The following is a 12,775-nucleotide window of genomic DNA, read 5'->3' as shown; positions in this document are numbered from 1 at the left end:
TGCCCTTCTTTCGGGGCTTCCCGTCAGTCCTTGTCTTTCCGGGGCCGGCCGGCCTGTCAAGGGTGGAGCGCAGCGACATCGCGAAGCGACGCGACCGAAGGGAGCGCCCTTGACAGGGCGGACGGACACGGAATGACACTGGGACTGCCGGGAAGGCCCCCCGCCTGCTCTCCGATTCCGCCCAGGCGAAGCCCCGGCAACCCCCTGGCCCCGCCCGGCAGACAGGCCCGGCCCGGCCAGGGCGCGCCCCGGTCGGCCGCCGCTCCAGCAGTTGAGCGGGGTCGCGGCCCGGTGGGCCGCTGCGCGGAGCCTTTCCCCTACCCGCCCCTTCCCACAACTGGGGCTCCGCCCCAGACCCCGTGCCTCAAACGCCGGCGGGGCTGAAAGCGGGGCCACGGCCCGGGCCCCTCAGCTCACCCCCGCCGGGGCTGGAGAGCGGGGCTTTGCCCCGGCAGAGGCCGGGAGCGTACCGCCCAGCGGGGTCCGGGCCGGCAACCCATGTGCCCCGGGCGCTTCGCGCCCGTGCGGGCTGGGGTGCCCGCAGGGCACATCCAGCCCCGCCGGCGATTGAGGCGCGGGGGTCCGGGGGCCGGCCCCCGGCAACGGCGCCGCACTGGGGCAAGGGAGCGACCCGCGCCGTGCTCACCAGCCCCCGTCCCGGCGTTCGGGTTCCGTCTGGCCGAAGCCTCCAGGGGTGGGTGGCACACCCCCGCACCCCACCCCGGCCCCGAGCAGGGGGCAGAGAAGCGCGCCCGCGCCGTGCGCCCCGAAGCCCCGCCCGAGCGCGGCAAAGGGGCGCAGCCGTGCCCAGGGTCCGTACCGCCCGGCGGGGTGCGGGCGGAGCCCGTGCACCCGGGGGTGCGGGGCGCAGCCCCGCAACGGGGGCCGGGGGTGCAAGCCCCCGGCTTCGGGGAAAGGCGGGGCCGGTTCGGGGAAAGGCGGGGCCGGTTCGGGGAAAGGCGGGGCCGGTTCGGGGAAAGGCGGGGCCGGTTCGGGGCAGGGTACGGGAACGTACCGCGGAGCGGCGCTCGGCCCGCCCCGCCCTCAGTGCGTCGGCAAGCGCCCCGCCTCGCGGGACAGGGCGGCCAGGACCGGGGCGATCAGGGGGTGGGATTCGGCGCCGCGGCGGGTGGCGGCGAAGACGCGGCGGGTGGCCGAGGGGCCGGTGACCGGGCGGATCTGGACTTCCTTGAGGTCCATGCCGCGGAGGGCCGAGCGGGGGATCAGGGCGACGCCCGCGCCCGCGCCGACCAGGGCGACGACCGCCCGGAAGTCGTCCGAGGAGTGCACGAACCGCGGCTGGAAGCCCGCCGACTCGCACGCCAGCAGGGTCACGTCGTGGCACGGGTTGGCCGGGTACTGGCCCACCCAGTCGGAGTCGGCGAGGTCTGCCAGGGCGATCCCGGGCAGGCCGGCCAGCCGGTGGGCCGGCGGCAGGACCGCGTCGAAGGGCTCGGCGTACAGCGGGAGGACGGAGAGCCGGGGGTCGTCCGCGCCCGGCCAGCCGCGGTACTCCACGGCCAGCGCGACGTCCGCCTCGCCGTCCAGCAGCATCGGCAGGCTCTGGTCGCCTTCGGCGTCGCGGACCCGCAGTCGGATGCCCGGGTGGTCCAGTGCCAGCCGGGCGATCGCCGGGGCGAGTACCTCGGCGATGCCGGTGGCGAACGCGGCGACCGTGACCTCGCCCGCCGCGCCGCCCGCGTACGCCGCGAGTTCGGCCTCCGCGCGCTCCAGCTGGGCCAGTACCTCGTGGGCGTGGGTCAGCAGGATCTCGCCGGCGGCGGTGAGCCGTACCCCTCGGCCGCTCCTCGTCAGGAGAGCGTGCCCGGTCTCCTGCTCCAGCGCCGCGAGCTGCTGGGAGACGGCGGAGGGGGTGAGGTACAGCGCTGCGGCCGCGGCGGTCACCGTACGGTGGTCCGCCACGGCCCGCAGAATGCGCAGCCGGCGGGGGTCGATCACCCCCCTATGATGTCAGCCCTGAGCAGCGGCAAGAGCCGCGCGAGCGTCGATGAAAGCGGCGATGGCGCGCTCCACGTCGGCCGTCGAATGGGCCGCCGAGAGCTGTACGCGGATGCGCGCCGCGCCCATCGGTACGACCGGGTACGAGAAGCCGATCACGTAGACCCCGCGCTCCAGCAGCAGCTCCGCCATCCGGGCCGCTTCCGCCGCGTCGCCGATCATGACGGGGGCGATGGCGTGGTCCCCGGGGAGGATCTCGAATCCGGCCTCGGTCATCTTCGTGCGGAAGAGCGCGGTGTTGGCGGCGAGGCGCTCGCGCAGGTCGCCGGCGGACTCGAGCAGGTCGAGGACCTTCAGCGAGGCGGCCGCGATGACCGGGGCGAGGGAGTTGGAGAAGAGGTACGGGCGCGAGCGCTGGCGCAGCAGGGCCACGATCTCGGCGCGGGCGGCGACGTAGCCGCCGGAGGCGCCGCCGAGGGCCTTGCCGAGGGTGCCGGTGATGATGTCGACGCGGTCCATGACCCCGTGCAGTTCGGGGGTGCCGCGGCCGCCGGGGCCGACGAAGCCGACGGCGTGCGAGTCGTCGACCATGACCATGGCGTCGTACTGGTCGGCGAGGTCGCAGATCTCCTGGAGGGGGGCGACGTAGCCGTCCATGGAGAACACGCCGTCGGTGACGATCAGCTTGCGGCGGGCGCCGCCCTCGGTGGCCTCCTTGAGGCGGGTCTCCAGCTCGGCGAGGTCGCGGTTGGCGTAGCGGAAGCGGCGGGCCTTGGACAGCCGGATGCCGTCGATGATGGAGGCGTGGTTGAGGGCGTCGGAGATCACCGCGTCCTCGGGGCCGAGGAGGGTTTCGAAGACGCCGCCGTTGGCGTCGAAGCAGGAGGAGTAGAGGATCGTGTCCTCCTGGCCGAGGAAGGCGGAGAGGCGGGCCTCCAGCTCCTTGTGGACCTCCTGGGTGCCGCAGATGAAGCGGACCGAGGCCATGCCGTAGCCCCAGCGGTCGAGTGCGTCCTTGGCGGCGGCGACGACCTCGGGGTGGTCGGCGAGGCCCAGGTAGTTGTTGGCGCAGAAGTTGAGGACCTCGCCGGGGGTGCCGCCGGCGGTCACGGCGACGGCCGCGCTCTGCGGGGTGCCGATGACGCGCTCGGGCTTGTGCAGGCCGGCGGCACGGATCTCGTCGAGGGTGGTGCGGAGGTCTTCGCGTACGGACTCGAACATGTGCGGACTCCTGAGGAGGAACGAGGAGGGGACGAGGAGGGGGCCGGACCCCGCTGGAGGGGGGAGGGTGGCGCGGGGTCCGGCCGGAGGGAGATGGTTCCGTGGAGACTGTGCGGAGGGGGACGGCTAGGACGGGGACGGCTCGGATGTACGGACGGCCCCCGGCCGGGACGGCTCGGGTGTCCGGACGGCCCGCGGCCGGGACGGCCGGGACGGCTCCGAGGACGTAGGGCCCCGGGCTGGAGGACGGCTCGGCGGCACGGGGACGGCTGCTGGGCCAGGCAACAGCTCGGCCGTGCGGCCCTCCGCCCGGGCGCCGGGTTACGCCGTCCAGTCCAGGATGATCTTGCCGCTGCGCGCGGTGGCCGCCTCGTCGAAGGCCGCCTCGAAGTCGGTGTACGCGTAGCGGCCGGTGATGACCGGGCTGAGGTCCAGGCCGCCCTCCAGCAGCACCGTCATCGCGTACCAGGTCTCGAACATCTCGCGTCCGTAGATGCCCTTGATGGTGATCATCGAGGTGACGATCTTCGCCCAGTCCACCGGGAACTCCTGGGCCGGCAGGCCCAGCATGGCGATCCGCCCGCCGTGCGTCATGTTGTCGATCATGTCGCGCATGGCCTCGGGGCGACCGGACATCTCCAGGCCGATGTCGAAGCCCTCGCGCAGCCCGAGCTGCCGCTGCGCATCCGCGATCGTCGCGTCGGAGACGTCCAGCGCCAGCGTCGCACCCGCCTTGCGGGCCAGCTCCAGCCGCTCCGGGCTGACGTCGGTGATGACCACGCTACGGGCGCCCGCGTGCCGGGCGACGGCCGCCGCCATGATGCCGATCGGGCCGGCGCCGGTGATCAGTACGTCCTCGCCGACCAGCGGGAAGGAGAGGGCGGTGTGGACCGCGTTGCCGAACGGGTCGAAGATCGCCGCCACGTCCAGGTCGACCGCGGTCCGGTGCACCCACACGTTCTGCGCGGGCAGCACCACGTACTCGGCGAACGCGCCGTCCCGGCCGACGCCGAGGCCGATCGTCGACCGGCACAGGTGGCGGCGGCCGGCCAGGCAGTTGCGGCACTTGCCGCACACCAGGTGGCCCTCGCCGCTGACCAGGGCGCCGACCTCGACGTCCTGGACGTCCGAGCCGATCGCCGCGACCTCGCCGACGAACTCGTGGCCGAGGACGAGGGGGGTGCGGACCGCGCCCTGCGCCCAGCCGTCCCAGCTGCGGATGTGGAGGTCGGTTCCGCAGATGCCGGTGCGCAGCACCTTGATCAGCACTTCGCCGGGCCCGTAGTCGGGCTCGGGCACGTCCATGAGCCACAGCCCGGGCTCGGCCTTGTGCTTGACGAGTGCCTTCATGGGGGTGGCTCCAGGCATGCGAAGGGACCGCTGCGACCACCGGGGGCGGTGCGGCGTCTGGGACGGGCACCAATCTGCCGAGAGCGGTGGTGATCAGTCCATCGAGGATTTCTTAACCGGGTCGACAGCGCAGCTTCACACGGGCGGCTCGACGCCTATGCTCCTCCCGTGACCGGGGCAGGGCGTGGGGCAGGGAACGGGGAGGTGGCGGGCGTGCCGAGTCTGCGGAGTCGGGCGCTGGCGGCCGCGCTGATGGCGGCGGGGCGCCGTAGGCGGTTCGCGTCCGCCGAGGCGGTGCAGGAGCGGGTGGCGCGTTCGGCGCGGCGGCCGGCTTCGCATCTCCCGCCGCGCTCGCTGGGGAAGGTCGCGGAGGTCTCCCGTACGTTCGTCGGCGCCTGGCCGGTGTACGAGGTGTCGCCGCGCGGGGCCGAGCCGGCGGCCCAGGTGCTGTACGTGCACGGCGGCGGCTTCATCAACGAACTGGTGCGGCACCACTGGTCATTGATCCGGACGCTGGTGACCGAGGCGCAGGCCCGCTGCGTGGTTCCGGCGTACATACTGGCGCCGCGGGGCACCGCGGACCGGAATGTTCCGGTGGCCGCGGACCTGCTGAGCGGCCTGATCGCGAGCGGCGGGCCGGGGGGCACCGTGCTCGTCGGGGACTCGGCGGGCGCCGGGCTGGCGCTGGCGGCCGCGCAGCGGCTGCGTGACCGGACGGGGGCGCAGCCGTCCCGGATCGTGCTGATCTCGCCGTGGCTGGACGTGACCATGAGCCACCCGGACCAGGCGGCGATCGAGCCGGCCGATCCGGTGCTGGCGAGGCCGGGTCTGGTGGAGGCGGGCCGGCTGTACGCGGGGACCCTCGCGGTCGACGATCCGCGGGTGAGCCCGCTGCACGGGTCGTTCGCCGGGCTTGCGCCGCTGACGGTGTTCACGGGCACCCGGGACGTGCTGAGCACGGACAGCCGGGAGCTGCTGCGCCGGGCGGAGGCGGACGGGGTGGAGGTGGAGTTCCACGAGGAGCAGGGGCTGCCGCATGTCTATCCGCTGCTTCCGGTGCCGGAGGGACGGGCGGCCCGGGACCGGATCGTGGACCTGGTCCGGGCCGTTGCAGAGCAACAGTGATCAGTGGTCGCCGACCGCTCCGCCGACCGACCGCCGACCGCCGACCGCCGACCGCCGACCGCCGACCGCCGACCGCCCGAATCATTGATCACAGGAGTGGCCACTGCTCCGCTTTCGGAGCACCCGTCACGCCGTGCAGATCATCAGCGAGCTGACCGGGCTCTCGCGGTACGCCGCCCAGAACGCCTCGTCATGGGCGGCATCCGGCGGCGGGGTGCGGCTCGGCTGCCAGCTGACCGAGGCGAAGCCGGCTTCGACGGCGGCTTCGGCGAACGCCGAGTGCGGCCATTCGCGGTACTGGAAGGGCACGGGCGGGTCGGTCAGGAACGAGGCCAGCAGGAGCGGGGCGTCCCCTTCCGGGATCCGCTCGTGGATCCTGACCCCGTACGGCGACCAGTCCACGTGCGGGAAGGCGCCGGGGTTGGGGACGATCGCCAGCAGCCGCCCGCCGGGGCGCAGGCTCGCCCGGGTGGCCCGGAACATGGCGTGCAGGGTGGCCCGGTCGGTGGCGTAGTTGAACAGGTAGACGGCGGTGGCCAGGTCGAATGCGCCGATGGGCGGCAGTTCGGCCACGTCGGCGATCAGGTATTCGATGCCGTCGGTGTCTTCCGGGCCGTGCGCCCGCGCGAGGCCGATCATCTCCGCGGAGATGTCCACGCCGACGGTGCGCCGGGCACCGGCCCGGGCCAGCAGTCGGGTGTGGTGCCCGTAGCCGCAGGCGAGGTCGACGGTGTCCAGGCCCTTCACCCCGCCGAGCTGGTCGAGCACGGTGAGGAGGGTGTACGTGTCGGCGACGGAGAAGGGGGCGGTGTGCTTCGCCTCTTCGAAGCGTGCGCCGATCACGTCGTACTGCAGGGTGTGGTTGTGCCGCATGCGGGTATGCTCCCGCGCCCGGCGGGCCGTTGGTGTCCCGGCGGCCGGACCGTCCCCCGGACGGGGGAGGCAGTCGGCTCAGTCCGTACGGCGTACGGGGCGCAACCGCCGGTATTCGGTCACGCCGCTCCCCCGGATCGGCCGGGATCGGTCGCGGATCCGCCTTCCGGCAGGGCGGAAGCGGACTTTACGATCAGTCCGTGACCTTCTCTCCACGGCTGACCGGGGGCCGGCGCGGCGCGGACATCAGGAGGATGCGCCGTACCCGGGACGCGTTGCTCTGCGGTCTCGAGCTGTCCGTGCCCGTGGACCCGCAGACCGTGTTCGCGGCGCTCTGCTCCTCGATGGCGCGGCGTCACCGGGAGCCCGTCGACTACCGCCTGGTGCGGTTCCCGGTGAGCACCGTCAGCGGGCTGCTGGTCCGGACCGACACCCGCACGCTGATCCTGATCGAGGAGAACACCTCGGCCGAGCACCAGCTGGGCATTCTGGGCCACGAGTTCTGGCACATGGAGCAGGAAGCCGCCTGCAAGGCCTCCCGTACCGCCGCTCGTACCGACTGCGCCCAGTCCGTGGAGGCGGACTGCGAGATCTTCGGCTCGCTGATGGCCAGCCGCTGCCTGCGTCTGCTGCAGGGCGACGCCGAGGCGGTCCCGGAGTCCGCCAGTCAGTTCGGGCACCGGCTGCACACGTCCATCGGCCACACCGGAGCCGGAAGGACCTGGTGAGCGATCACTCCGGTTATTGGATCCTCGCCTCCGCCATGTGGATCGCCTGCCTGATCAAGGCTCCCGGTCTGCGCCACCAGCGTGGCAATCCGCTGTACGTGACGGTGTGTGCGGTGCTGCTGCTCGGCGGCATCGCGTACTGCTGCGCCAACCCCGATGTCATCGGGTTCGTCAACGAGGTCACGGGCGTGCCCAATTTCTCGGCGCCGCTGGTCTACAGCCTGCTCACCGCCGAGAGCGCGATGATCCTGACCCTGCTGGTGTACTGGCGGGAGGGCCCGGAGGAGAAGGCGCGGCGGGCGGCGCGGCGCTGGCAGGCCGTGTACGGGCTGGTGGTGGTCGCCGTGATCGTCCTGTTCGCGGTCGGGCAGGCCCCGGTGGAGCAGCGGACCGACTTCGACACGTACTACGCGGGGACCCCGTACATCCGCGAGATGATCCTGCTGTATCTGACGGCCCACACCGGGGCCGCGCTGATGGCGACGGTGCTGTGCATCCGCTGGTTCGCCGGGGTGACCGGGCCGCCGTGGCTGCGTCGCGGGCTGCGCGTGCTCATCCTCGGTTTCGCGCTCAACTTCGGCATGGACTTCGCCAAGTTCGCGGCGATCGGCGCCCGCTGGGCGGGCCGCGACTGGGACGTGCTGAACACCAGGGTCGCTCCCCTCTTCGCCTTCGCCTGCAGCCTGTGCACCGCCCTCGGGTTCGTCCTGCCGGTGGTCGGGGGGCGGGTGTCGGGCACCGTGTCCGCCGTGCGGACCTTCGTCCGGCTGGGGCCGCTGTGGCGGGCGCTGCGCAGGGCCGCCCCGGCCGTCGTGCCCTCCCTGCCCGTCCCGTGGTGGGAGATCGACCTGCGGCTGACCCGCCGCGTCGCCGAGGTGCAGGACGGCCGGCTGGCCCTGCGCCCGTACCGGGACGCCGCCGTCGCCGAGGACGCGTCGGTGCGGGCCCGTGCCGCCGGCCTGTCCGGGGAGGCGGCCGCGGCGGCCGTGGAGGCGGCGGTGCTGGCGGCGGCGATCGCCGCGTCGATGGCCGCGTCGAAGGCGGCTCTCGACGGGGCGGCCGCGGACGGGAGCGGGGAGGGGGACGGGGACGGCTCGGCCGAGCTCGGCGACGAGACCGCCGAACTGCCGCTGCTGGACCGGGAGGCGCTGGTCCGTGTCTCGTGCCTGTTCCGCCACCCGCCCCGAGCGGCCGGTACGGGGCCCCGCGGACCCGCCGCCATCCGCCCGACCGAGCTGGAGAAGCCCGCCGATGGCCGCATCAACTCATAGCAGTCATAGCAGTCGTGACGGTCGTGGCGGTCGTGGCGCGCACGGACAGGTCCGGCGTGCCGTCGTTCTCGGTGCCAGCATGGCCGGGATGCTGGCCGCCGCCGTCCTGGCTGCCCACGCCGACGAGGTCCTGGTCCTCGACCGCGATGAGCTGCCGGCCGGTCCGGCACCCAGGACCGGGCTCCCCCAGGCCCACCACGTGCACCTGCTGTGGTCCGGAGGGGTCCGGGTGATCGAGGAGATCGCGCCGGGGCTGACCCGTGCGTGGCTGGCCGCGGGCGCCCGGCAGGTGGACATGCCCTCCGACCTGGTCATGCTGACCCCGCACGGCTGGGTCCGCCGCGGCCCCTCCCTCCAGTACCAGCTCGCCTGCTCCCGGGACCTGCTGGACGCGGCCGCACGCGCCGTCCTCCTGACCGGCCCGCGCATCGGCGTCCGTACGGGCGTCCACGCCGAGGGGCTGGTCGGCACCCGGGAGGCGGTCCGGGGCGTGCGGGTCCGCGCGCTCGCCACCGGGGAGGTCACGGAGATCGAGGCCGGGCTGGTGGTGGACGCCACCGGGCGGGGTTCGCGCGCGCCGGAGTGGTTGAGCCGGATCGGGCTGCCGCGGGTCCGGGAGGAGTGCGTCGATCCCGGGCTGGTCTACGCCAGCCGCCTGTACCGGGCTCCGGAGGGGGCGGCGGACTTCCCGGCGGTCAGCATCCAGGCCGATCCGGGCCGGCCGGAGCCCGGCCGGATGGCCACCCTGCTGCCCGTGGAGGACGGCCGCTGGCTGGTGACCCTCGCGGGGACGCGCGGCGCGGAACCGGGCCGGGTGGCCGCGGAGTTCGAGCCGTTCGCCCGGACGGCCCGGCATCCGCTGGTCGCCGACCTGATCGCGGGCGCCGAACCGCTGTCCGAGGTGCACCTCAACCGCAGTTGCAGCAACCGCCGGCGCTTCTACGAGAGGCTCGGCGCGTGGCCGGCCGGGTTCGTGGTGCTCGGGGACGCGGTCGCCGCCTTCAACCCCGTGTACGGGCAGGGGATGACGGTGGCGGCACAGAGCGCGGCCGCGCTGCGTGCGGCTCTCCGCAGGCACGGGCTCACCGGCCCTCGGCTGGGCCGCACCGTCCAGCGGGACATCGGCCGGCTGGTCCGGGCCCCTTGGTCCATCACCACCGGCCAGGACATCCGGTTCCCCGGGGCCACGGGCCGGCCCGCACCGCTCGCCGGCCGGCTGGTCCACGGCTATGTGGACCGGCTCAGCCGGACCGCGATGTCCAGCGAGGAGGCCCTGCGGGCGCTGTTCGACGTGATGTCCCTGGCCGCGCCCCCGACCCGGCTGTTCCACCCCGGGACGATCCGTACGGTCCTCGCGGGCCCGGCCCGCCCGCCGCTGACGGAGCCGCCGCTGACGGCGTCCGAACGCCCCTTCGCGGGGCCGGGAACCGCTAGGGGCGGCTAGCGGCCCGGTCGAGTTCGGTGTCGAGGGCCAGAGCGGCCGTGATGAGCGCGATGTGGGTGAAGGCCTGGGGGAAGTTGCCGAGCTGCTCGCCGGTCGGGCCGATCTCTTCGGCGAACAGGCCGACGTGGTTGGCGTAGGTGAGCATCTTGTCGAAGGCGTAGCGGGCCTGTTCGAGCCGTCCCGCCCTGGCGAGGGCGTAGACGTACAGGAAGCTGCACAGGGAGAAGGTGCCTTCGGAGCCTTGCAGGCCGTCGGGAGAGGCGGCGGGGTCGTACCGGTAGACGAGGCTGTCGGAGACGAGTTCGCCGTCCATGGCGTCGAGGGTGGAGAGCCAGCGCGGGTCCTTCGGGCTGATGAAGCCGACCAGCGGCATCAGCAGCAGGGAGGCGTCCAGGACGGTGCTGCCGTGGTGCTGGACGAAGGCCCGGCGTTCCTCGCTCCAGCCGCGGGTCATGATCTGGTCCATGATGGCGTCGCGGGAGGCGGTCCAGCGGGCCAGGTCCGCCGGGCGGGCGAGGGCGGTGGCCTGGCGGATGCCGCGGTCGAAGGCGACCCAGCACATGAGGCGGCTGTAGGTGAAGTCCTTCCGGCCGCCGCGGGTCTCCCAGATGCCCTCGTCGGGGCGGTCCCAGTTCTCGCAGAGCCAGTCCAGTACGGCGGCGGAGCGCTGCCAGGCGTCGTAGCCGACCACGTCGGTGACCTGGCCGGTCTGGACGAGGGCGTAGACGGCCTCGCCGTAGATGTCCAGCTGTAGCTGGTCGGCGGCGCCGTTGCCCGCGCGCACCGGGGCGGAGGCCCGCCAGCCCTCCAGGTGGTCGAGGACTTCTTCGGTCAGGTACGGGTCGCCGTCGACGCGGTACATGATCTGGAGGGGTTCGCCGTTGGGGGCTCGGCCGTCCTGCAGGCGCTGTCCGAGCCAGCTGCGGAAGGCGTTCGCTTCCTCGGTGAGGCCGAGGTCGCGCATGGCGCGTACGGAGAGGGAGGCGTCGCGGATCCAGGCGTAGCGGTAGTCCCAGTTGCGCTCGCCGCCTTCCTGCTCGGGCAGGCCCATGGTGGCGGCGGCGATCGGAGCGCCGGTGGGCGCGTACGTGAGGAGCTTGAGGGTGATGGCGGACCGGTTGACCATCTGCTGCCAGCGGCCGCGGTAGCTGCAGCGGCCGATCCAGCCGTGCCAGAATCGGCGTACGGCGGCGAACTGCTCCAGCAGGCCGGCCGGGCCGGCGGGCGGCGGGGCCTCCTGCCGGGCGTCGCCGACCGTCAGCAGGACGGCGGCGCGCTCGCCGGCGTTCAGGGTGACGGTGGCGCGCACGTCCTGTCCGTCGGCTTCCAGGGGTACGGGGCCTACGGCCTGGAGGTGCGCGGTGATGCCCGGTCCGTCGAAGCGTGCGGTGGCGCCGTCCAGGGCCAGTTCGTGCGGTGCCCGGCCGTAGTCGAAGCGGGGGCGGCACTCCAGGGTGAAGCGCACGGTCCCGCGTACCACGCGCAGGAACCGCACCACCTGGTGGCGGTCGGTGGCGGTGTGCGGCTCGTGGACGGGCATGAAGTCGACGACCTCGCCGACGCCCTCGGCGGTGAGGAAACGGGTGATGAGCACGGCGGTGTCGGCGAGGTAGAGCTGGCGGGTGACGATGCCGGCCTTGCCGCCTGACCCGTCGTCGGCTGCGTCCGACCGGTCGTCGCCGGTGCCGGGCGCGTCCGCGGTGATGGCGAAGTGTCCGCCGCGGGCGTGGTCGAGCAGGGCTGCGAAGATGCTGGGCGAGTCGAAGCGGGGCGAGCAGAACCAGTCGAGTACGCCCTCGGACGAGACGAGCGCGCAGGTCTGCAGGTCCCCGATCAGGCCGTGCTCGGCGATCGGCGGGTAGCGCATCACCGTCATGCCGGTACCGGGGCGAAGGGGCACAGTTCGTCGGCCCCCCGCCGTACGACGCCGAAGCTGCTCTCCGGCACCTCGTTCCAGGCGCCGGGCAGGTCACCGAGGGGTTCGGACACGATGAGGCGGGTCTCATCGGATATCTCCCGCAGGAACGCCATGTCGGGGTGCAGCCTGCGCAGTGATTCCACCCGGCTGCTGTAGTACAGCGAGCGGGAAGCGCCCTGGCTGGAGTATCGGAAGGCCCAGACGCTCTCTCCGTCGGTGACGGCGATCGTCATCTGGAGCGGGAACTCCACCGCGTGCTCGCGCCCGCTGCGCTCCACCACTCCCGCCATCCGGGCCACGGCGGCCGGCGGGTCCTGCTCCAGGCCGAAGGTGACCGCAAGGTAGAACATCACCTCTGAGTCGGTCGTTCCTTCGATGTCGGAGAACAGTGCAGGATCGACGAGCAGGCAAAGGTCCCGGCGCATGAGGTGGAAGCCGCTGATGGCGCCGTTGTGCATCCACAGCCAGCGGCCGTGCCGGAACGGGTGGCAGTTCGTCTGCTGCACCGCCGTGCCGGTGGACGCCCGGATGTGGGCGAAGAACAGCGGGGAGTGGACGTGGTCCGCGATCTCCCGCAGGTTGCGGTTGTTCCAGGCGGGACCGACGTCCCGGAGAACCGCCGGGGTGTGGTTGCCCGGTGTGTACCATCCGACGCCGAATCCGTCGCCGTTCGTTGTTTCCACACCCAGTTTCGAGTGCAGGCTCTGGTCGATCAGCGAGTGGGCGGGTTTGTACAGGATGGTGTCGAGCAGCAGGGGTGTTCCCGAGTATGCGAGCCATCGGCACATGAGCGATCACCTGTGTTCCTACTGCACTTCGGAGCTGCAGCCCGCCACCCTCATTGTCGTGGCCCCCGCCGCTGATCGCCATGTGGGCGGGTGCCGGC

Annotated in this window: 10 protein-coding genes; 4 read left to right on the top strand and 6 right to left on the bottom strand. The window is 73.2% G+C overall.

The features are described from left to right. Nucleotides 1-1,044 precede the first annotated feature (1,044 nt). The 3 genes from AB0447_RS07440 to tdh form a co-directional block, all read right to left on the bottom strand. A complete protein-coding gene (locus AB0447_RS07440) occupies nucleotides 1,045-1,959 on the bottom strand; it encodes a LysR substrate-binding domain-containing protein (RefSeq protein WP_366475559.1) in 915 nt (304 codons plus the stop codon). A 12-nt stretch (nucleotides 1,960-1,971) separates the two neighbouring features. Beyond that, nucleotides 1,972-3,180, bottom strand: a complete 1,209-nt coding sequence (locus AB0447_RS07435) for a glycine C-acetyltransferase (RefSeq protein WP_366475558.1) — start codon at nucleotides 3,178-3,180, stop codon at nucleotides 1,972-1,974. A 321-nt stretch (nucleotides 3,181-3,501) separates the two neighbouring features. Next, nucleotides 3,502-4,530 carry an L-threonine 3-dehydrogenase gene (tdh, locus tag AB0447_RS07430; RefSeq protein ID WP_366475557.1) on the bottom strand — a complete coding sequence of 343 codons (1,029 nt, stop codon included), beginning with the start codon at nucleotides 4,528-4,530 and terminating at the stop codon, nucleotides 3,502-3,504. Nucleotides 4,531-4,743: 213 nt separating this feature from the next. Here tdh and AB0447_RS07425 point away from each other — a divergent pair, with 213 nt between their 5' ends. Then, nucleotides 4,744-5,655: an alpha/beta hydrolase fold domain-containing protein gene (locus AB0447_RS07425; protein ID WP_366475556.1), complete on the top strand. Its 912-nt coding sequence runs from the start codon at nucleotides 4,744-4,746 to the stop codon at nucleotides 5,653-5,655. A 126-nt stretch (nucleotides 5,656-5,781) separates the two neighbouring features. Here AB0447_RS07425 and AB0447_RS07420 read toward each other — a convergent pair whose 3' ends face one another. Next, complete coding sequence (locus tag AB0447_RS07420; RefSeq protein WP_366475555.1) at nucleotides 5,782-6,528, bottom strand: class I SAM-dependent methyltransferase; 747 nt, start codon at nucleotides 6,526-6,528, stop codon at nucleotides 5,782-5,784. Between the two features lie 200 nt (nucleotides 6,529-6,728). On the opposite strand from AB0447_RS07420, the gene AB0447_RS07415 reads away from it, so the two are divergent. The 3 genes from AB0447_RS07415 to AB0447_RS07405 all read left to right on the top strand — a co-directional run bounded on the left by AB0447_RS07415 (nucleotide 6,729) and on the right by AB0447_RS07405 (nucleotide 9,971). Continuing rightward, on the top strand, nucleotides 6,729-7,256 hold the full coding sequence (locus tag AB0447_RS07415) for a hypothetical protein (RefSeq protein WP_366475554.1): 528 nt from the start codon (nucleotides 6,729-6,731) through the stop codon (nucleotides 7,254-7,256). Beyond that, on the top strand, nucleotides 7,253-8,527 hold the full coding sequence (locus AB0447_RS07410) for an MAB_1171c family putative transporter (RefSeq protein WP_366475553.1): 1,275 nt from the start codon (nucleotides 7,253-7,255) through the stop codon (nucleotides 8,525-8,527). Before AB0447_RS07415 ends, AB0447_RS07410 begins: the two co-directional genes overlap by 4 nt. A gap of 79 nt (nucleotides 8,528-8,606) precedes the next feature. Then, nucleotides 8,607-9,971: a pyridine nucleotide-disulfide oxidoreductase gene (locus AB0447_RS07405; protein ID WP_366475552.1), complete on the top strand. Its 1,365-nt coding sequence runs from the start codon at nucleotides 8,607-8,609 to the stop codon at nucleotides 9,969-9,971. On the opposite strand, the gene AB0447_RS07400 is transcribed toward AB0447_RS07405, so the two are convergent. Further along, nucleotides 9,958-11,847, bottom strand: a complete 1,890-nt coding sequence (locus tag AB0447_RS07400; RefSeq protein WP_366475551.1) for a glycoside hydrolase family 15 protein — start codon at nucleotides 11,845-11,847, stop codon at nucleotides 9,958-9,960. The two genes, AB0447_RS07405 and AB0447_RS07400, sit on opposite strands and share 14 nt — an antisense overlap. Further along, nucleotides 11,844-12,677, bottom strand: a complete 834-nt coding sequence (locus AB0447_RS07395) for a class II glutamine amidotransferase (RefSeq protein ID WP_366475550.1) — start codon at nucleotides 12,675-12,677, stop codon at nucleotides 11,844-11,846. The genes AB0447_RS07400 and AB0447_RS07395 overlap by 4 nt, the downstream gene beginning before the upstream one ends. Nucleotides 12,678-12,775 lie beyond the last annotated feature (98 nt).

This window comes from Streptomyces sp. NPDC051211, assembly GCF_040689505.1.
In the GTDB taxonomy this organism is placed as follows: domain Bacteria; phylum Actinomycetota; class Actinomycetes; order Streptomycetales; family Streptomycetaceae; genus Streptomyces.
The sequence above is the reverse complement of the archived record's forward strand: the minus strand, read 5'-3'. Positions and strand labels throughout refer to the sequence as shown.